This window comes from Paraeggerthella sp. (genome assembly GCF_048427265.1).
Classification (GTDB): domain Bacteria; phylum Actinomycetota; class Coriobacteriia; order Coriobacteriales; family Eggerthellaceae; genus Paraeggerthella; species Paraeggerthella hominis.
Genome location: NZ_DBFOSR010000059.1, coordinates 49,586 through 69,988, shown reverse-complemented (window position 1 = coordinate 69,988; position 20,403 = coordinate 49,586). Strand labels below are relative to the sequence as shown.

General features: G+C 64.4%; 19 protein-coding genes. 1 reads left to right on the top strand and 18 read right to left on the bottom strand.

Annotated elements, in window-relative coordinates:
* Positions 1–26: 26 nt before the first annotated feature.
* The 7 genes from ACMNI9_RS06040 to ACMNI9_RS06010 form a co-directional block, all read right to left on the bottom strand.
* On the bottom strand, positions 27–1,916 hold the full coding sequence (locus tag ACMNI9_RS06040) for a ribonuclease J (RefSeq protein WP_216528524.1): 1,890 nt from the start codon (positions 1,914–1,916) through the stop codon (positions 27–29).
* Between the two features lie 152 nt (positions 1,917–2,068).
* Entirely contained in the window at positions 2,069–2,962 is an 894-nt protein-coding gene (gene dapA, locus ACMNI9_RS06035) for a 4-hydroxy-tetrahydrodipicolinate synthase (protein ID WP_216528525.1), read from the bottom strand.
* 92 nt (positions 2,963–3,054) lie between these two features.
* Positions 3,055–3,828 (bottom strand): 4-hydroxy-tetrahydrodipicolinate reductase, encoded by a 774-nt coding sequence (gene dapB / locus ACMNI9_RS06030; protein WP_418831243.1) that lies wholly within the window; start codon positions 3,826–3,828, stop codon positions 3,055–3,057.
* 295 nt (positions 3,829–4,123) lie between these two features.
* Positions 4,124–6,358 (bottom strand): polyribonucleotide nucleotidyltransferase, encoded by a 2,235-nt coding sequence (locus tag ACMNI9_RS06025; RefSeq protein WP_114566114.1) that lies wholly within the window; start codon positions 6,356–6,358, stop codon positions 4,124–4,126.
* Positions 6,359–6,555: 197 nt separating this feature from the next.
* The gene (rpsO, locus tag ACMNI9_RS06020; RefSeq protein WP_114566115.1) at positions 6,556–6,843 is read right to left on the bottom strand and encodes a 30S ribosomal protein S15; all 288 of its coding nucleotides are present in this window, start codon (positions 6,841–6,843) and stop codon (positions 6,556–6,558) included.
* A 224-nt stretch (positions 6,844–7,067) separates the two neighbouring features.
* Complete coding sequence (locus tag ACMNI9_RS06015) at positions 7,068–8,246, bottom strand: sensor histidine kinase (protein WP_418831242.1); 1,179 nt, start codon at positions 8,244–8,246, stop codon at positions 7,068–7,070.
* A gap of 25 nt (positions 8,247–8,271) precedes the next feature.
* A complete protein-coding gene (locus ACMNI9_RS06010; RefSeq protein WP_216528527.1) occupies positions 8,272–8,967 on the bottom strand; it encodes a response regulator transcription factor in 696 nt (231 codons plus the stop codon).
* Between the two features lie 219 nt (positions 8,968–9,186).
* Here ACMNI9_RS06010 and ACMNI9_RS06005 point away from each other — a divergent pair, with 219 nt between their 5' ends.
* On the top strand, positions 9,187–9,930 hold the full coding sequence (locus ACMNI9_RS06005; RefSeq protein ID WP_418831241.1) for a C39 family peptidase: 744 nt from the start codon (positions 9,187–9,189) through the stop codon (positions 9,928–9,930).
* Positions 9,931–9,966: 36 nt separating this feature from the next.
* Here the strand turns inward: ACMNI9_RS06005 and ACMNI9_RS06000 are convergent, their stop codons facing one another.
* The 11 genes from ACMNI9_RS06000 to dnaJ all read right to left on the bottom strand — a co-directional run bounded on the left by ACMNI9_RS06000 (position 9,967) and on the right by dnaJ (position 20,385).
* Positions 9,967–10,215, bottom strand: a complete 249-nt coding sequence (locus ACMNI9_RS06000; RefSeq protein ID WP_114565695.1) for a TIGR03905 family TSCPD domain-containing protein — start codon at positions 10,213–10,215, stop codon at positions 9,967–9,969.
* 18 nt (positions 10,216–10,233) lie between these two features.
* Entirely contained in the window at positions 10,234–11,001 is a 768-nt protein-coding gene (gene recO, locus ACMNI9_RS05995) for a DNA repair protein RecO (RefSeq protein WP_418831240.1), read from the bottom strand.
* Between the two features lie 7 nt (positions 11,002–11,008).
* Positions 11,009–12,523: a PASTA domain-containing protein gene (locus ACMNI9_RS05990; protein ID WP_216528529.1), complete on the bottom strand. Its 1,515-nt coding sequence runs from the start codon at positions 12,521–12,523 to the stop codon at positions 11,009–11,011.
* A gap of 158 nt (positions 12,524–12,681) precedes the next feature.
* Positions 12,682–13,584 (bottom strand): GTPase Era, encoded by a 903-nt coding sequence (gene era, locus ACMNI9_RS05985; RefSeq protein ID WP_114565698.1) that lies wholly within the window; start codon positions 13,582–13,584, stop codon positions 12,682–12,684.
* 55 nt (positions 13,585–13,639) lie between these two features.
* The gene (locus tag ACMNI9_RS05980; protein ID WP_225749219.1) at positions 13,640–14,122 is read right to left on the bottom strand and encodes a diacylglycerol kinase family protein; all 483 of its coding nucleotides are present in this window, start codon (positions 14,120–14,122) and stop codon (positions 13,640–13,642) included.
* Positions 14,123–14,131: 9 nt separating this feature from the next.
* Positions 14,132–14,593, bottom strand: coding sequence for an rRNA maturation RNase YbeY (gene ybeY / locus ACMNI9_RS05975; RefSeq protein WP_225749220.1), 462 nt, complete (start codon positions 14,591–14,593; stop codon positions 14,132–14,134).
* A 3-nt stretch (positions 14,594–14,596) separates the two neighbouring features.
* Positions 14,597–15,553, bottom strand: coding sequence for a PhoH family protein (locus tag ACMNI9_RS05970; protein WP_114565700.1), 957 nt, complete (start codon positions 15,551–15,553; stop codon positions 14,597–14,599).
* A gap of 188 nt (positions 15,554–15,741) precedes the next feature.
* A complete protein-coding gene (locus ACMNI9_RS05965; protein ID WP_418831239.1) occupies positions 15,742–16,860 on the bottom strand; it encodes a C39 family peptidase in 1,119 nt (372 codons plus the stop codon).
* A gap of 101 nt (positions 16,861–16,961) precedes the next feature.
* Positions 16,962–18,236: a tRNA (N(6)-L-threonylcarbamoyladenosine(37)-C(2))-methylthiotransferase MtaB gene (mtaB, locus tag ACMNI9_RS05960; protein WP_418831238.1), complete on the bottom strand. Its 1,275-nt coding sequence runs from the start codon at positions 18,234–18,236 to the stop codon at positions 16,962–16,964.
* Complete coding sequence (locus ACMNI9_RS05955) at positions 18,233–19,177, bottom strand: RsmE family RNA methyltransferase (protein ID WP_216528533.1); 945 nt, start codon at positions 19,175–19,177, stop codon at positions 18,233–18,235. Before ACMNI9_RS05955 ends, mtaB begins: the two co-directional genes overlap by 4 nt.
* Before the next feature lie 71 nt (positions 19,178–19,248).
* A complete protein-coding gene (dnaJ, locus tag ACMNI9_RS05950) occupies positions 19,249–20,385 on the bottom strand; it encodes a molecular chaperone DnaJ (protein ID WP_114565704.1) in 1,137 nt (378 codons plus the stop codon).
* Positions 20,386–20,403 lie beyond the last annotated feature (18 nt).

Sequence of the window (20,403 nt, the reverse complement as noted above, 5' to 3'; positions counted from 1 at the left end):
CCCAAGGCACATGCGGCCATTATAGCTTAAACCTCCAGCAAATTTACAATTACCATGGGGCGCGTCTTCGTGCGCTCCCACAGCAGCGAAAGGAGCGCGTCGCGCGCGGCCTTCTTGATCTCTTTAACGCCGCCATCCTTGGAAAGCGCGCGCCCGATGGCGTTTTTCACCGTAGTCTGGGCTTCGCGGACCAGGTAGTCGTCGTCTCCGCCCGTGATGCCGTGCATCTCGACCTGCACCGCTCCTGCCACGGACTTCTTCTTCCCGGAAACCGCCGCAGCCACGGCGGCGAATCCTTGAGCCGCCAGCGCGCTGCGCTCGTCGAGCACGCCCTGGGAGGTATCCCCCACCGACAGGCCGTCGACGAACACGATGCCCGACTGCACGATCTCGCCGCGACGGACGCCGCGCGAGGTCAGCTCGAGGCTTTCTCCGTTTTCGCAGATGAACACGTTCTCAGCGGGCACGCCCGTGGCCTCGGCCAAACGCGCATGCGCCCGCAGGTGCGTGGCTTCGCCGTGCACCGGCATGAACGCCTTGGGCTGCACGATGGACAGCACCAGCTTGAGCTCCTCGGCTCCCGCGTGACCGGACACGTGCACGCGCGCGCGACTCTTGTCGTACACGTCGGCGCCGATCTTCGCCAGGGAGTTGATGACGCGCGTCACCGCTTTCTCGTTGCCGGGCACCGGCGTGGCGGACACGATGACGGTGTCCCCCTCGTCGATGGAGATGGTGCGATGGTCGCCGTTGGCGATTCGCGCCAGCGCCGAGAGCGGCTCGCCCTGGCTGCCCGTGCACATGATGACCACCTGGTCGGCCGGGATGCCCTTGAGGTCGTAGGCGTCCACGATGTCGGTGTCGCTGATGTCCAGGTAGCCCAAGCGACGGGCGATGTCGGTGTTTTGGATCATCGAACGGCCCGTTACCACCACCTTGCGCCCGTTCGCCACGGCCGCGTCGCAGATCTGCTGCATGCGGTGGATGTGGCTGGCGAACGACGCGATGATGACGCGCCCCTTCGCCTGGGAGATGATCTTCGCCAGTTCTTTGCCCACTTCGGCTTCGGAGGGGGTGAAGTTCGGGTTCTGGGCATTGGTCGAGTCGCTCATCATGAGGTCCACGCCGATGCCGCTGAACTTCGAGAGCGCGGCGAAGTCGGTGGTCACGCCGTCGATGGGCGTTTGATCCAGCTTGAAGTCGCCCGTGTGCAGCACGTTGCCGGCCGGACTCTGGAAGAACACGCCCACCGCTCCGGGGATGGAGTGGTTCACGGCAAAGAACTCGGCGGTGAAGCAACCGAGCTTCACCTGGTCGCCCGGCTTGATCTCCACGAGCTTCGCGTTCTTGATCTTATGCTCAGCGAACTTGCCTTCGATCAGGCCCAGCGTCATCTTCGTGCCGTAGATGGGCACCTGGCGGTCAAGGTCTTTCATGAGGTACGGCAGCGTGCCGGTGTGGTCCTCGTGACCGTGCGTGATGATGATGCCGCGAAGCTTCTCGGCATTTTGCAGAACGTACGTGTAATCGGGCAGGATCAGATCCACGCCCGGATGGTTGTCGTCGGGAAACATCAGGCCGGCGTCGTCGAGTATCATGTCGCCCTTGCATTCGAAGGCCGTCATGTTCTTGCCGATGGCATCAAGGCCTCCCAGCGGGATGATCTTGAGCGTTGCGGAGCCGTCTTTCTTGGGCGACGAGAAGTTGCGTCGCGAGCTCTGGTTTCCGGAACCGGGCGCGCGGCGATTGCCGACGCCTTCCTTCGAGAGCTGCGGACGCTGCCGGTCCAGCTTCACGTGCTTGTACGAACGCGTCTTCTCGCCCGACTGCCCTTGCTGGGGATTGCCGGCTTGGTCCTGTTCGGTTTTGCGCGCACGTCCATTTCCGCGTTGCGCGCGCGGCTTGTTTTCTTCCATGTCATTCCTTTTCATCGTGCGCGCACGTCAGCGCATACGCAAGGAGCCGGGAGACCCGGCTTCCTCGCGCGAAGCCTGAACCAAAACGGCCAGCTTCTACGCTTCCGCACGTCGCGGCTATGTCAATGCGTCGTGACCGACGCTACATTCCTTTATTGCAGTACGCCCGTTTCGCGCATGATCTGCGCCAAACGCTCGGACTGTTCGGGTGTCGCATCCACCAGGGGAAGACGGACGCCGCCTACCGGGAAATCGAGCAGGCGCAGCGCCTCTTTGACGAGGATCGGGTTCGACGTTTCGAACAGGCCCGTCATAAGCGGCATGAGGCGGTCGTTGGCGGCCGCCGCCACTTCCCAATCGCCGGCGGCGCACAGATCGACGATTTCCTTCATGCGAGCAGGCGCCACGTTGCCGATCGTCGAGATAACGCCGGCACCGCCCATCTGCATGATGTCGAACGTGGCCGAGTCGTCTCCCGAGTATACGTCGAAGCCTTCGGGGGCAGCGTCGATGATGGCCTTCACCTGGTCCATTCTGCCCGACGCTTCCTTGACGGCTACCACGTTGTCGAATTCGTTGGCCAGGCGCAGCGTGGTTTCCGCTTCCATGTTGACCACGCAGCGACCGGGGATGTTGTACAGGATGATGGGCAGCTCCACCGAGCCCGCGATAGCGCGGAAGTGCTGGTAAATGCCCTCTTGCGGCGGCTTGTTGTAGTACGGGACCACGCACATGAAACCGTCGACGCCCAAGGCTGCGACGTCGCGTGCGAAGTCGACCGTATCGGCAGTGCAGTTGTCGCCAACGTTGGCGATGACGGGGACGCGATCGCCAACGGCCTCGACTACTGCGCTGAACAGCTTCATCTTCTGCGGGTAGAACACGGTCGGGCTCTCGCCCGTGGTGCCGTTGATGATGAGCGAATCGCTGCCGCCGTCGACCAGGCGCACGGCGAGAGCCTGGGCTTTGTCCAGATCCAGTTCGCGATCCTGATTAAAGGGCGTCACCATGGCCGGAATCATGCGACCGAAACGGGGCTGCGACATGCTCGTGCTCCTCACCTTGCTGCAACGCGGCACCGTGCCGCATTGCTGTTCCTACATCATGTACAAACCGTCATTATGCCACGACGCAAGCGTCATGACATGAAGTTCTCCAAACCTACAATGAGGCCTTCGCGCGCGCCTACGCTGCGGATGCCCAGCAGCACGCCCGGCATGTACGACGTGCGATCCCACGAATCGTGGCGAATCGTCAGCGTCTGGCCGAGCGAGCCGAACATGACCTCCTGACTTGCCACGTAGCCCATCGAGCGCACCGCATGCACGGGAACGCCCTCGACGAGCGCGCCGCGCGCGCCCTCCATGCCCTCCATCTCGGTTTCGCGACCCGGAGCCTCGCTTGCGCGCCCGCCGCGAGCTTCCGCGATGATCTGCGCCGTGCGCACGGCCGTTCCCGAAGGAGCGTCCTTCTTGTTGCAGTGATGGAACTCGATGACCTCGGCCTCCAGGAAATACGGTGCCGCCGCCTTGGCGAACTCCATCATGAGCACGGCGCCCGTCGTGAAGTTCGGAGCGTAGAACAAGCACGCGCCCGGCGCCGCCGCTGCCGCAAGCTCCTCGAGCACCTGGTTTGACATGCCCGTCGTGCCTACGACGCAGTCAACGCCGGCCGACAGGGCCGCGCGCACGTTGTCGGCCACGACGGAAGGCTGCGTGAAGTCCACCAGCACGTCGAACGTCGCGCCTTCGAGCGCCTCGGCAATGCTGGCGAACACGGGCTGCGCAGCGTCGAGCTCCGCTCCGTGCGGATCGATGCCGCAGACGACTTCCATGTCTTCGGCCTTCCCTACTGCATCTACCACCGCGGTGCCCATCCGACCTGCACAACCCGACACTGCAACCTTGATCATGTTCTTCCTTTCGTCTTTTGTTTGCAGCATAGTACCACGAGCCGGAAAGGAACGGCGCTGCATCGGCGCATCGGGGCTTCGGCGGCGGGATCGGGCGGCGTTCGCACATGAAGCCCGTCAGCGGCAGAACGCCCTGCGTGGTCCCTGCGACCATTCGCGCCCAAATCTCCGGAAGCGGCCCTACCGCTTCCGGAGAAACGAAACGGGCGCCGACAACCGCAGGGTCGTCGGCGCCCGTCGTCAAACGAAAACGCTCGAACTCGGAAAAGCCGCTTCGGCAGCCTTTCCCGAAAGATTAGCCCTCGTGACGCCTGCGAGGCGTACGGCCGTTGCCGCCGTTGCCGCCGCGGCCTTCGCGACCGCTACGACCGGGACGGGTGTCGCGGTCTCCGCGGTCCTCGCGACGCGGACGGTCGCCGCGCTCGGGAGCTGAGCCGGCGGGCGCTTCCGGCTTGTCCAGGCGGTCGAGCGAGATCTTACCGGAGTTGGGATCGACCTCGAGCACCTTCACCTTGACGATGTCGCCCAGGTTCAGCACGTCTTCCACCTTGCCCACGCGGCCGTTCGCCACGCGGCTGATGTGCAGCAGGCCGTCCTTGCCCGGCGTGAGCTTGACGAACGCGCCGAAGTCCTTGATGCCCACGACTTCGCCGTCGAACTCCTCGCCCACCTCGGGCTCCTTGACGATGCCCAGGATCATGGCCTTTGCAGCGTCGCCAGCAGGGCCCTCGATGGCGGCAATGTGGATGGTGCCATCTTCCTGGATGTCAATGTGCGCACCCGTCTCCTCCTGGATACCGCGCACGACCTTGCCGCCGCTGCCGATGACGTCGCGGATCTTGTCAACGGGAATGTGAATGGTCTCGATGCGCGGCGCGAACTGGGAAAGCTCCTCGCGCGGTGCGGCGATGGTCTCCAGCATGGCGCCCAGGATGTGAGCGCGGCCCTCGCTTGCCTGCTTGAGCGCGCGAGCGAGGATGTCGACGGACAGGCCGCGGGCCTTGTTGTCCATCTGAAGAGCCGTGATGCCCTTCTCGGTGCCGCACACCTTGAAGTCCATGTCGCCGAGGAAGTCCTCGATGCCCTGGATGTCGGAAAGGATGACCACGTCGTCGCCCTCTTTGATGAGGCCCATGGCAATGCCGGACACGGGAGCCTTAATGGGCACGCCAGCGTCCATGAGCGCCAGCGTGGAACCGCACGTGGACGCCATGGAGGACGAACCGTTGGACTCCAGCACCTCGGACACCACGCGGATGGCGTAGGGGAAGTCGTCCTCGCTCGGCAGAACCGGAATGAGAGCGCGCTCCGCAAGGGCGCCGTGACCGATTTCGCGACGCTTCGGAGCGCCCATGCGGCCGGTTTCGCCCGTGCAGTACGGCGGGAAGTTGTACTGGTGCATGTAGCGCTTGCCCTCGGCGGGGTCGATGGTGTCAAGGCGCTGCCACTCGTTCAGCATGCCGAGCGTGCAGATGGAAAGCGCCTGCGTCTGTCCGCGCTGGAACAGGCCCGATCCGTGCACGCGGGGCAGGTAGCCCGGCACGATGTAGAGCGGGCGGATGTCCTCGGGGCGACGTCCGTCGGCGCGCTCGCCCGTCTCGATGACCATGGCGCGCATAGCCTTCTTCTCGAGCTTCTTGAGCTCGGCGGAAACGTCGCCCTTCCAGGCGGCCAGTTCCTCGTCCGTGAACTGCTCGGCCTTGATGCGGTTCTTGAGCTCTTCCACCTTGCCCATGCGAGCCTGCTTGTCGGCGTCGCGCAGCGCGGCGGCCATCTCGGCCTCGAACGGAGCGATGCGCTCGGCGATAGCCGGATCGGCCACATGCACGGGCCACTCGCGCGGCTCGATATGGGCGCGGTCGAGGAAGCGCTGCTGCGCCTCGCAGAACGCGGCGATGGCCTCCTGGCCGAACGTCATGGCCGCCAGCATGTCCTCTTCGGAGATCTCGTCGGCGCCGGCCTCCACCATGGAGATGTAGTCGGCCGTACCGGCGATGGTCAGCTCGAGGTCGGAGTTCTCGGATTCCTCGAACGTCGGGTTGACGATGAACTCGCCCGTTTCGGGGTTGCGGCCGATGCGCACGCACGCAGCAGGGCCGTCGAACGGAGCGGCGCCCAGCATGAGGGCCGCGGAAGCGCCCATGACGCACACGGTGTCGGGCGGGTTGATGCTATCCACCACGAGCGTCGTGCACACGATGTGCACCTCGCGCTTGAATCCGTCCACGAAACCGGGGCGGATGGGACGGTCGACCATGCGCGCGGTCAGCGTGCCCTTGTCGGACGGACGCGCTTCGCGCTTGAGGTAGCCGCCGGGGATGCGGCCGACGGCGTACATCTTCTCGATGAAGTCGACCGTAAGGGGAAAGAAGTCGTAGTCTTTCTCCTGGTTCGAGATGACGGCCGTCACCAGCACGGTGGTGTCGCCCTGAGTGACGACGACCGAGCCCGTGGCCTGCTTGGCCAGCTCGCCTGTCTCCAAACGGTACTGCTTCCCGTACAGTTCGAAGGATTCGACGATTTTCTCCATAAGCTTCTTTTCTTTCTCTTCACCTGAGCGGCCCTAGTGCTGCTCAGCTTCTTCGGCGACGAGGTACTTACGTTTTCTCTCTGCCGCGAGCGAATGCGCCCTTGCGCTTCCGACCGCTTGTATTTCCAACCCCGCTCGTGCGGGGAAAGATCCCTGCGTTTATGCGAAAAAGCCCGCCGGGGCGGGCTTCTCGGAGCTTAGATGTTGTCGCGGATGCCCAACTTCTTGATGAGCACGCGATACTCTTCGATGTTGCGGTTCTTGACGTACTTCAGAAGACCGCGACGCTTACCGATGAGCATCATGAGGCCACGGCGCGTGTGGTTGTCCTTCTTGTGCACCTTCAAGTGCTCGGTCAGGTTGCGGATGCGCTCGGAAAGAATCGCGATCTGCACCTCGGGGCTACCGGAGTCGCCCTCGCCCTTACCGAACTCCTTGATGAGCTCCGCGGTACGCTCCTTGCTGATGCTAAGCCTATCAGCCATGTCTCCACCTTTCCTGCGGGCCTTGCGGCTCCGCGTTTTCTGCGCTCGTCCGAAAACGGAGCGCGGGGTACGCGCTTTCCTCTGGGTGGACATACGGTGGACGTATGCGAACCAAGCGGAAAGTGCCTGCGTTTTCGCAGCCCACCTATTGTATGCCAAGCACCCGCGCCCGGCAAGCAGACGATACGGGCGCGCCACAGCTTGCCCACATATAACGGCGTCGGTCACTCGCAAGCGCTCTGCGACGGCGCGATCACGCTCGACCCCTGGGGAATCCAGATGGTGAACGAAGTGACGCCCGCATCGCTTGTCGCATAGATGTCGCCGCCGTGCGCCCGCGCTATCTCGCGCGCGATGGCAAGCCCCAGCCCCGCCCCTCCCGACGAGGCGCGCGCCTCGTCCGCGCGGAAGAACTTCTCGAAAATGCGCTCGATATGCTGGGGAGACAGTTCGCGGCCCCGGTTGGTCACCGTCAGCTCCCACCACACGAAGCCGTCCGCCGCAACGGTCAAGTTCGTGCGCACGACCACGTCGGTTCCGGCATCGGCGTACGCCACCGCGTTCTTCATCACGTTGTTGAGCACGCGCGCGACGCGGCTTGCGTCCGCAAACACCGAAAGCTCCTCGGGTCCTTCGTAGGCCAGGCTCAGGGCGCGCCCTTCGGCCAGAGGATAGAACTCCTCGATCACCTGGTTCACGAACAGAACGCCGTCGAAACGCGAGCGCTCAATGGGAAGCGCCTGTAAATTGTACCGCGTGATCTCGAAGAACTCTTCGAGCAGCTCCTCAAGCCGATGCGCCTTCGCCAACGCGATGCCCGTGTAGCGAGCGCGGACTTCCACTGGTAAGTCGGGCGACTCTTCAAGCAGCGAGAGGTAGCCGATAATGGACGTGAGCGGCGTCTTGATGTCGTGCGCCAAATACATGACCAGCTCGTTTTTGCGCTCCTCGGCCGCCTTGGCCGTGCGCTCGTTCTGCTCCGACTCCACCTTTATCCCGTTCAAAGCCATGGCCGTTGGAGCCAGCTCGGCCGGCAGCACGATGGGGCCTTCCCGCTTCGCGAGAATGTCGGACACCGAGTCGAGCAGCAGATCGAAGTAGCCGAGCGCCCGGTTAATGCCGGAGCGCACCACCAGCACAATTCCCAGGACGAACCCGCAAATCGTCAGCGGGATGAACAGCATGGCGATCAGTCCGTGAATCTGGTCGTTGTACAGCACCAATCGGTAGACGAGGTTGGATACGACGTTGCCCAGCGTCAGCATGAACAGCGCGAACCCTGCTATGTACGCCACCGAGAACAGGATCACGTTCACGATCGTACGGCGCAAAATGGCATTCGAAAGCCTGCGCGTCTGATCCTGCCGGGCCTGGTCGAGGACCGTTTCCTTCATAGCATCCATCCCTTTCCTTGCAAGCGCGAGGCTGTCAGCCCAACTTGTACCCGACGCCCCACACCGTCTCGATGAATTCCTGCGAGGAATCCACGGCGGCCAGCTTCTTGCGCACGTGCCTGATATGCACCATGACCGTGTTGTTGCTTTGAGGGTTCGCAGGTTCGTTCCATACGCTCTCGAACAGCGATTGCGATGCCACCGGCCGCCCTTTCGCGCGCAGCAGCTCCGCCAGTATAGCGAACTCCTTCGGCGTGAGCGTGAGCGGTTCGCCGTGCAGCGAGGCTTCGTGGGCACCCTCGTCGAGCACGATTCCGCTCGATTCCAACAGCGACGGCGTTGACCGCGCATCTGAGGGTTGAGCCGTGCGGCGAAGACGCGCCCGTACGCGGGCTATCAGCTCGCGCGGCTTGAACGGCTTGACCACGTAGTCGTCGGCGCCCAGCTCGAAGCCGACCACCTTGTCGATCTCCTCGTCTTTCGCCGTGAGGAAAATGATGGGAACGGCGCTTGTCCTGCGGATCTCGCGACAGCAGGCGAACCCGTCCATACCGGGCATCATGATATCGAGGATGACGAGGTCGAACCCCTCGCGCTCGAAAACGTCGAGCAGATCGGCGCCCGCGTAGAACACCGCGGGCTCGAAGCCCCGCTCGGAAAGCAGCTGTCCTACCAGGTCGGCGATGGCCTGCTCGTCATCGCATACGGCCACCCGGTTCCTCGACTCCACGTCTAGCCCCTTTCCTTGCCTCTCGTTGGATTCATTGTATCCGCCCCGGTCGATCCCCCGGTCGCGGCGACTCAAAATTTAAGGAAAGCTTAATACATCGGTTGGCGTTTCTTATGAGACGCGAAAGCTGCCTGCGGGGATACTGGAAGCGAAGGCTCGCGCGGACCGACGCCCCGCCCCGCGGCGCTCCGCCGCATCGGCCAGTAGAAAGGACCCGCTATGGGCTACACCAATTCGTTCGAGCACGATCGTCACGGCTATCGGCCCGTCCGCCGCAGCGCGCCAGCTCGACGTGGCACGGCGAAAGGACGGGCCGGCGCCGTCAAGCTGGCCGGGTTGACGGGACTTGTCGCCGCGCTCGTCGGGGCGTGCTTCTACGCAGCCACCTCGCTCACGACGCTCATCGAGGGCGCGCAGGCAACCGCGAACGCCGGTCCCGCAGCGCAAAGCACGCCGCGCAGCGCCTGGCGCATCGGCGAGATGCCGATCCTGTACCAGGAAGATCCCGCATGGTCGAACACGACGTACGCAGGAGACTCCTTCGGGGAAACCGGCTGCGGCCCCACGTGCATGACCATGGCGTACATAGCTCTGACCGGGAAAGACGATATGACCCCGGCCGATATGGGGGCGTTCTCGGAAAGCCTGGGGGCGGCATCCACCGAAGGCACCGCCTGGACCTTCATGACCGACGGCGCAGCCCGGCTGGGACTTGCCGCAACCGAGCTGCCCGCCGACGAGGCCAGCATCAGGCGGGCGATCGTTTCGGGGTCGCCCGTGATATGCAGCGTAGGACCCGGGGACTTCACCACCACGGGGCATTTCATCGTGCTTGCAGGCATCGACCAGCAAGGCCGGCTCATCGTGCGCGACCCCAACAGCCCCGAGCGCACCGCGCAAAGCTGGGATTTCCAAACCGTTCTCGGCCAATGCCGCGCCATCTGGGCGTACCAAGCGGCATGATCCGCTAGGGCCGCGCCCGGTTCAGAAGGCGCGGCCCTAGCGGGCGGTCTGCGCCTCGCGAAGCCCTTTCACCAACTGATCGGCGCACGATGTGGAACGGCGGCCGCACGTATTGCCTTCGAGCAGCGCAGCAACCTCGTCCACCGACATGCCCTGAACCAGCTTCGAGATAGCTTTCAGATTGCCGTCGCAGCCCCCCACGAAGTCGATATGCGACACCGAATCGCCCTCAAGCTCGATGTTGATCTCGCGGGAGCACGTTCCCCTCGTCTTGTACGTGTACATGTCAAACCTTTCCTCTTGCTAGAATAACCCGCTCGTGAACAGAAAGTTCAACGATTTCAAGCGCGTCCCAACATGTTCGTAGATCCATTCCTGGCAAAAACGCAGAACCGCGAAGGCTTCGGAGGGACCCGCCTCCATGTCTTCGATGGCGGAGAACGTGGAGCAGAGCAGGGCTTTGCTCCAGGCTACCACCTCGCCGGGCACCAGCTGCGACTCAACCTGGGACGCGCAGCTTGAGCAGAGCACCCCGCCCTCGCGATACGACACGAACACCTCGCTGCGTTCGGCAGAAGCAACGTCGCAGGCGCATCCCGCGCAGACGCTCAAACTGGGGCGCAAGCCCGCAAACGACACGGTCTTGAGCAGGTGAGCTGCGCAGATCAACGGAGCGCGCGATGCGTCTACCCGTCCCAGAGACGAGAGCGCGGTGCAGGTCAATGCGAACAACCGAGGGCTCTCCAGATCCATCTGCGTAACGCGGTCGAGCAGCTCGGCCATGGGAGCCGCGCAGGCCGCGTGCTCCATGTCGCGGCGCAAGCGCTCGTTGCTCTCCACCAAGCGCGCTTCCTTCACCACGTCAAGGCTGCGCCCCCGCGCTAAAAGCACGTCTGCCACCGAATAGAGCTCCAAACGCGAAGAGAAAGAGCTCGCAGGCTTGCGCGCGCCCTTCGCCACCGCGCGCACCTGCGAACCGTCCTCGACGAGCATCGTCAGGATCAGATCGCTCTCGCCCAGCTTCGTCTTGCGCAGCACGATGCCGCGCGCATCGTAGGTTGGCTGAGCCACGCCGCGCCTACGAAATGCTCACGATGCTGTTCGCGCTGTCCCAAACGATAACGCCGCTCTTCTGCTTGTACGAGCCGCGCACCGTCTCGCCGTCGAGCGTGGTTATCGCCGCAGCCGTGATGGTGAAAGCGGTCGTGTCGTTTCCTTGGTACGTTATGCCGTCGACCGACTGGATCGCGTAGGTGGTCCCCCCGATGTTCACCGTGCCCGCACTTGCCAGATACGCCTGCGCCGCCGCCGTCAGCTCGGCCCCGCGCGAACGCGCGATGTTGACGGTAACGCTCGAACCCGACGCAACCTTCTCGCCTGCCGCAGGCGACGTGCCCAGGATGGTTCCGTCAGCCGCAGCGTCATCGTAAACGTAGGCGCTCGTGGCCGTCAGGCCCTCGGCCTCGATCGCGGCAACCGCCTGATCCCAGGTCATCCCCGTGATATCGGGAACCGTGTATGCAGCGGCCACCGTAACGGTGACGGGTTCGTTCGCCTTGGCCTTCGTACCAGCTTCGGGGGAAACGGCCAAGACGATGCCTTCGCGCTCGTCTGATTTCTGCGTCACGAACTTCACGTTCTCGAAACCGAATTCCTTCAGCTTCGCAGCGGCTTCATCGCGCTGGATGCCTACCGTTTCGGGCACGACGCGCGCTTCCGACACGTGTATGACAACCTCGGTTCCCTCGTCTTGGCGCGCGCCGGCGCCCGGGTCCATAAGCAGCACGACGCCTTCGGTCTCGTCGGACTTCACCTGCATGGTGCGCACCGCGAAGCCCTTGCCCTCAAGCACGTACGTGGCGTCGGTCTGCGTCATGCCCACAACATTGGGAAGGATCTTGCCGCCCCAAAGCTCCATCTGGTACGTCGCAACCGCTGCGATTCCCGCGGCGGCCACCAAGCATGCGAGCACGATGGCAACCACCTTGCCCTTGCCGCCCTTCTTCGCGTTCGGATCGGGCGCGCGGAACTCCTTCTGCTTCGGCGCTGCGCCGCCTTCGATACGCGGCATCTCCATCGTGCCGCCGGAACGCCACGACGATTGCGGCGGCACGTAGTTGGAATCGACCAAGCACTCGTCAAGGCCGGAAAGGTCGGCCGTGCGCCCCGCCTCGAAGTCTTCCTGAGAACGCTTCGGAATGAACGGGGTCAGATCGTCGTCACGCGTCGGCGGCTCCTCGGAAGCCTCATCGGAGACGGCTTCTTCGTCGGACGGGCTGAAATCGAACGCGTTGCCGTCTTCGTCGACGTTCACGCCCGCAACGTCTATGGCGGGAAGCTTGGCGGGGTCGAGCGGGCCGGATGATCCCGCTTGCACGCCGGCAGTCGGCTCTTCCTCGTCGGAAGAGACCGAGCCTGCGAAATCGGGATCGAGCTCGTCGTCGTTCGCGGCTTCGGGTACAGGTGCAAGCGACTCCCGATCGGCATCGACCGCGGCGGCAACCTCGGCTATTTTCCCCGACAGCGGCAGTCCGCATTCGTTGCAGAACTTCGCGCCGTCGCGGTTTTCGGAATGGCAATGAGGACAGATCATGCTGACTTACTCCCTCGCAGGTGACGGTACGAAAAGATTGTAGCCGAAAAACCACGAGAGCACCCGAACAACCCGGCGAACCTCCGGTTCACGACAATACTTGCAAAAAAACGCGAGCCAAGCTGGCTTCGGCGCGCCGAAGCGCGTGCATCAAAGCCCTACAAGCCCTCGCCGTAGCCGAATCGGCGAATCTGGTTCTCGTCGCGCCGCCAGTTCTTCTTCACCTTGACCGACAGGTCCAAGAACACCCGCGTGCCCAGCAGCTGCTCAAGGTCGGCGCGCGCTTCGGTGCCGATCTGCTTGATGGCGGCGCCTCGTTTGCCGATGATGATGCCCTTCTGGCTGTCGCGCTCCACGTAGATGCGCGCGAAGATGCGATGGAGATCCTTCTTGCGGTCGTATTCCATCTCTTCCACCTGCACGCCGATAGCATGGGGCACTTCGTCGTGGAACGAACGCAGGATCTTCTCGCGGATGAACTCCGCCACCACGACCTCGATCGGCTGGTCGGTTTCCATGTCGAGCGGGAACCACGCCGGGCCCTCGGGCAGCAGGAACACCACTTCCTCGATGAACGCGTCTACGTTCTTCCCGGTCTCGGAGGACAAGCCCACCATCGCATCCCATTCGCCAAGCTTCTCGGCCGCTTCGCGTTGGCGGGAAAGCTGCTCGGGATTCACGAGGTCGGTCTTGGACAGCACGCAGATCTTCTTCGCGCGCGATCGGCGCAGCTGCTCGGCCACCCACTCGTCGCCGCGGCCCACGGGCTTCGACGCGTCGATGAGCATGGCCACCACGTCCACGTCCTCGAGCGCCTTGAGCGCGGAGACGTTCAGCTCCTCGCCCAGCGCGTCATGCGGCTTGTGCAGGCCGGGCGTGTCCACGATGATCATCTGGTAGTCGTCTTTGGTGTAGACCGCGCGGAAGCGGTGGCGCGTGGTTTGCACGGTGTTCGACGTGATGGCGATCTTCTTGCCCATGATCGCGTTGAGCAACGTCGACTTGCCGGCGTTCGGCCTGCCCACCAACGTGACGAAGCCGGATTTGAAGTGTTCGGGCATTTTCAAGGTTGCGTTCCTTCCAACCGATTCTGTATCTTTGCGCGACGCCGAAGTTCTACGCCCCGAGCAGCGCCGCCAAGCGAGGGACGAACACGAGCGCGGCCACCGCCACAGCGGCGAGGGCGAACACGAGCACGGCCGCCGCCGCGCAGTCCTTCGCGCGCCGCGCCAGCTCGTGGTACCCGGGCGACACCAGGTCGACCACCGATTCGAGCGCCGTGTTGAAGCACTCCGCCGCGAACACCGCAGCGATGCACAAAACGATCGCGATCCACGATACGGCGTCGATGCGCAGCAGAACGCCCAGGATCACGGCCGCTGCGGCAACGGCCAGGTGTATCTTCATATTGCGCTGCGTGCGCACCGCGAAGACAAGCCCGTCTCCCGCGCATGAGAACGCGCGGCCGAGCGAAAACCTCGCATGCGATTCCTTCGACGCCCGATTGCGGACGAACCCTTCTTCGTCCCGCACGTCCCCCTGCGCAGAAGCGCGCTTTTCCCCGTCCTCGTCCATGATGTTCGACGCTTTCGTGATCACGTCGAGCGCTTAGCGCTTCGACCAGGCTTCGAGGATCTCGGCCTCGCGCTTTTCCATGACCTCGGCCTCGTTGTCCTCGATGTGATCGTAGCCGCACAGGTGCAGCAGGCCATGCACGAGAAGCAAGCTGATCTCCTCTTCGAAGGTGGTGCCGAACTCGCGCGTCTGCCTGCTTGCCACGTCCGGGGCGATGATCACGTCGCCCAGCTCGAAGACGGGGTCCTGCGCCAGCGTCATGGCCGACAGGTCGTCGTCCACGCCGTCGCACTCGAACGACAGCACGTCGGTGGGACCGGATTTCTGGCGGTACTTCTCGTTCAGCTCGGCGATGGCCTCGTCGGTGACGAAGCTGATGGACACCTCGGTGTTGAAGGGCTTGTCCTCGCGCGTCAGCACGAACTGAGTCAACTCGTGCAGCGGCAGCTTTTCCAGCTCGTCTTTTCTAAAATCGTAGTTGATCTGGATATCCATGGCTTATCCCTTCTTGCTTGCCTGGTCGTAGGCGGATACGATGGCGGCCACCAGGGAATGGCGCACCACGTCTTTGCCGGAGAAGTCGCAAAACGCGATATCGTCCACATCTTCGAGAATGCGGCGGACGCCCTTGAGCCCGGAAATGCCGCGCGGCAGATCGAGCTGGGTCACGTCGCCCGTGATCACCATCTTGGAACCGAATCCCAAACGCGTCAAGAACATCTTCATCTGCTCGGGCGTGGTGTTCTGCGCCTCGTCGAGGATAATGAAGCTGTCGTTGAGCGTGCGCCCGCGCATGAACGCAAGCGGGGCGATTTCGATGACGCCGTTGTCTATGAGCTGGGTTGCGCGCTCCATGTCGGTCATGTCGAACAGAGCGTCGTAAAGCGGACGGATGTAGGGATCCACCTTTTCGGTCAAGGTGCCCGGCAGAAAGCCCAGGCTCTCCCCCGCCTCCACGACGGGCCTCGTCAAGATGATGCGTCCCACTTCCTTGCGCTTGAGCGCAGCCACCGCCATGGCCATGGCCAGGTAGGTCTTGCCCGTTCCGGCCGGCCCGATGCCGAAGGTGACGGTGTTTTCGCGAATGGCGTCCACGTACTGCTTCTGACCGGCGGTCTTCGGGCGTATGGCCCGTCCTCGGTACGTGAGCAGGATGTCCTCGCGCAAAGCGCGCGGCGAGAATTCAGCCGTGCGCAGCAGGTCGATAGCGCGACGGACGTAGTCCGAAGTGGGCTCGTCGCCGCCTTCCACCAGCTTGATGAGATCCGAGAACAAAACGGTAAGCGACTGCACCTCGATGGGATCGCCTTCGAGCATGATGGAATCGCCCCGTACCGTGATGCGCGCCTCGAACGCGCTTTCCACGATGTGCAACAGCTCGTCGGCCGGGCCCACGATGAGCGCCATGTTCACGCTCTGAGGAGCCGTGAGGGTAATGTGCGTCTGATCAGTCATGCCGGCTATTGTACCATGCGGCCGCCCGCTCGGAGACGATGTCACCGAACCGACAAGGGAATATGGTGCAGGTGCCCAAAACGGTGCCCGGAACAAGTTCGCAGTCGATTCGCATTGTCGCCCGAAACGTACGGTTTTGCCGCAGAAACCGTACGTTTCGGGCGACAATGCAGTCCGCGGGACCGTCCCTAGGCCAGGCGGTACGCCCAGAGCGCCTTGGTCTGGCCGATCACCTGGTCGATGTTCCACGTGCGATCCGAGCGCTGCGCCGAGTACGGATCGTTCACCTTGAGCGTGCCGTCGTCGGCGAGCCCCGTTACGACGAAGAAGTGGCCGTTGTCCGTGAAATCGCCGGGGCCGACGTTGCAGATGACCACCGCGCCGCTTTCGAGCGCGCTGCGCAGGCTGCCCGCATCGACCCCGATCGGCTGGCAGGACAGGCCAAGCGACGCCGCTTCGTTGGTCAAGAAGGACGAATCCGTGCCGTCGAAGGTGGCCATGTAGCCGCCCTGCTTCGCCCGAACGCCCATGTCGTAGGGCGACAGGTCGCTTTTGCCTGTCAAACCCTGGTACACCATGGAAAGCGCCGTGGGACAGCACCCCGTAAGCGCGAACGTGGTCGAGCTGTACACGGTGAAGCCCCAACGGCTGTCCCACTGGTACAGCCGGGGCACCTCGCCTTTGCGCGCCTCGTCGCACGCCCCGGCTCCGCTGGCAGGATACGCGTCGGGGAACTGCCTGACGGAGGAAACGGCCTCGGGCTCGGTCGCCGCCAGTTTGAGCAGCTTGTACTGCACCGCTTCGCCGTCAACCGCGTACGCTTGGGGATGCGCGGCAATCCAAGCCGCATCGTCGCTGGTCTCGGCCGCTTTCACAAGCTGCGCGGTCAGGTCGTCTCCGAGTATCGCGGAAAGAGCCGCCTGGTCGATGGGATCTTTCTGCGGTTGCTGCGCTTCAGGGGCAGGATCGGGAGCCGGCTCGGGCTGCTCGGCCGTGCAGCTTGCGCAGCTGCGAACGCCCACCACGGCTAGCACGATCAGGAGCACGGCCGCAAGCCCTGCAAGCAGGCGCTTCGGACCGAGTGCGCGGACGGCATTCGACACGGCATCGACGCCCGCAAGCAAGAGGTCGGCCGGTTTCGAGCCGCCATGATGCTGCTCGCCCGCACCTGCGCGGCGGGCTTGCCGACCATCGGGGCGCGACGACGCTTCACGTGGCGGATGCGGACCGGCCGCTTGCCCGTTGCGCCGTGCGGTTCGCTCTTCAAGCCGTTTGCGCGCTCGCTCGCGCGCCTCTTCGTCGGTCATGGCTTCCCCGTTTCGCGATCGTTATCGAAACAGAGTATACCGTTGCACCTGCGCGAACGCCAGACGGAAGTCGGTCGTACAGGACTTCCGCCAGCAGTTGGCTACAGGGCGACCTCGACGAGCGACCCGACTTGCGCGCCCGCAGGAGCGTCCACCTCGTGATAGCTTTCCGTCATGGCCACGCCGCCCTCTTCCACCAGGGCAAGCTCGACGGTTCCCACGCGACGGGCGCGGTCGGCGGCGCGCAGCTCGTCGCCGAGGGCGCGCAGGGCCGCGGCGCGCGACGCCTTGACCTCGGAAGCCACCTGGTCGTCGCGCGCGGCCGCCGGCGTTCCCTCGCGGCGCGAATAGGGAAACACGTGAATCTTCGAGAAGCGGCAACGCCGCGCCACGGCAAGCGTCTCCTGGAACTCGGCATCGGTCTCGCCCGGAAAGCCCACGATGACGTCGGTCGACAGGCTGATGCCGGGCACGCTGGCGCGCAATCGGTCCACGAGCGCCTCGAAACGCCTTGCATCGTAAGGACGCGCCATCTCGCGCAGCACCTTGTTGCTACCCGCCTGCAAGGGCAGGTGCAGATGGCGGCACACGCGACCCTGCGCAGAAGCCAGCAGCTCGATGAACGCCTCGTCGACGTCGCGCGGCTCGATGCTCGACACGCGGAAGCGCACGGGAGGCGCGTCGGATTCGTGCAGGCCCGCCGTCTCGTCGAGCAGGCGGCGCAGCAGATCGGCCAGGCGCAACGCGCTTGGATCGCGCCGCGCGCCGTCGCGATACGACCCCAGGTTGATGCCGGTCAGCACGATCTCGCGCGCTCCGGCGCGTGCGAGCGATGTGCATTCGGCTGCCACGTCGTCGGCTGGACGACTGGCGGCGCGACCGCGCGCCACGTGCACGATGCAGTACGTGCACGCGTTGTCGCATCCGTCTTGCACCTTCACGCCCACGCGCGTCCGAAAGCCTCGACCCAGCGGCAGCACCGAAGCAGGCGCAAGCTCGACGTGCCCTTCGCCCGCCTTGGCGACGCAAGGAACGGCGCCCGTATGATCCCATTGCCCTTGCTCGATCTGCTCCAGAAGCTGGCCCTTGCCCACGACGCGCACGCGCGAATCCATGGCCTCGTACGTTGCGGCGTCGATGGCCACCGCGCACCCGGTAACCGCCACCGCGGCTCGATCGTTACAACGCAGCGCGCGCCGCACGGCCTTGCGCGTCTTCTTCTCGGCCTCGCCGGTAACGGTGCACGTGTTCACCACGATCAAATCGGCTTCGCTTTCAGCAACGCAGGCCTGCCCTCGGGCAAGCAAGGCGGCGGCGAAGGAATCCGACTCGACACGGTTCACCTTGCACCCCAGGTTCACCACGGCGAAGCTCATAGCAGCCCCTTTCGAGGAGCGCGGCCGGGATCGAGCGTCCGGCGGCCCGCTTCCCCGGCTTCGCCCGCCTGCTCGGGCGTACGGACGGATTCGCCCTCGGAGGCGCCGCTCGGCAACGGATCCGCCCCGTCGCCCGCATCGCCCCGGTCGCTCACCGCCGCCATGCGACCCAGCTCGTAGAGCACGAGCGCCGGCGCCACGATGCCCGCCGTTTCCGTACGCAGAATGGAAGGTCCCAGCGTGACCAGCGCCGAAGAAGGGTTGCATTCCAGAAGCGCATCCACCTCACGCTGCGTCAAACCGCCTTCCGGGCCGACCACCACGACAATGCGCGCCTCGTCGGCCGGCATGCTGTTGCGCATGAGGCCACGCGCGATCGCGTCCTCCAAGCGCGCCGTCTGCGGAGCCTCTTCCCAGCAGATCAGCACCGCAGTCGCGTTCTTCGCGAACGCGCACGCCTCGGCAAGCGACAAAGGCGCGCTCACCTCGGGAACCGCTCGCTGGCCCGACTGCATGGCGGCGCTTTTGGCGATGGCACGCCAACGCTCCGCCTTGGACGCAGTCTTTTTCGCATCCAGTTTGACGATGGAGCGCTCGCATGAAAGCGGGACGAACCCGCTCACTCCCAGCTCGGTCGCGTGGCGCACGACCGTTTCCATCTTGTCCCCCTTGGCAAGGCCCTGCACGAGCACCACCGAGGGCCCGTTGGAGCCGCGCTCGAACCGCTGGGCTACGCGCACCAGGGGAATCTGGTCGGAAAACGACACGATCTCGCATTCGAAATAGTCCTGCGCGGCATCCACCACGGCAATGTGCTCGCCCGGAGCAAGGCGCAGCACGCGCGCATGCTTGGCATCGTCGCGTGCCAAGCGCAACGGGAAGGACTCGGCGGGCTCGTCGGCGATCACCTGGTCGTGCAGGTAGAAATGTGGCAGGGACATACGGGGAACCTCGCAGGTCGAACGGTCGCAGGGTGATACAAGTGGGCGCATCGGCCGGCAGGCCGACGATCCTACTGGAACGCGTCGCGCAGTTTCTGCAACGGCGTGCGCTCGTCGGCCACGTCCTCGCCCATCTCCTCGGCCAGCTGCTCCAAAAGCTCGCGCTGCTTCTTGGTGACCTTCTTGGGCACCTGCACGTTCACATGCACGAACATGTCGCCGCGCGCGTCGCTGCGGAAGCGCGGCATGCCGCAGCCCTTCACGCGCACCACCTGCTCGTTCTGGCAGCCTTCGGGAATGCGAACCTGCACCTTCTCGTCCTCGAAGATGCCGTCGATCTCGATTTCCGAACCGAGCGTTGCCTGCACGATGGACACGTTCGCACGCGCGTGCAGGTTGTCGCCATCGCGTTCGAAGAACTCATGCGGCTGGATGCGGCAGGTTACGATCAGGTCGCCCGGACGCGCGCCGTGCATGCCTGCTTCGCCGAAGCCGGACAGGCGAAGCTGCTGGGAATCGCGGATGCCCACGGGAACCTCCACGGTCACGCGCTGGCGGTCGGGCACGCGGCCCTGGCCCTCGCATTCCGGGCACGGGTTCTCGATAGTATGGCCGGTGCCGCCGCAGGTCTTGCACGTGGTGGCCGTCTGCATGTCGCCCAAGAACGTACGCTGCACGGTGACCACGCGGCCTTGCCCGTTGCAATCGGGGCACACGACCTCGCGACCGTCGGGGCCCAAGCCCGAGCCGTCGCAGTCGGGGCACGGAGCCAGGCGATCGTACACGATCTCCTTCTTGGCTCCAGCGGCCACTTCCTCAAGCGTCAGGCGCAAGCCGACGCCCATGTCGCGGCCTTCGCGGCGCTGGGGCGCATGGCCAGCGGCCTGCCCGCCGAAGAACGAACTGAAGATGTCGCCCATGCCGAAGCCGCCGCCGAACAAATCCTCGAAGTCCACGTAACCGCCGCCGTAGGGGTTGCCGCCGCCCGCCGCGCCCGGCATGGTCCCGAACCGGTCGTACTGCGCGCGCTTCGCCGGATCGGACAGCACGTCGTACGCTTCGTTGAGCTCTTTGAACTGGTCCTCGGCATCGGGGGCTTTGTTTACATCGGGGTGCAGCTCGCGCGCGCGGCGGCGAAACGCCTTCTTGATCTCGTCTTCGTTCGCGTCCCGCGACACTCCCAGAACTTCGTACAGATCCTTGGCCATCTGTCGTTGAAACCTTTC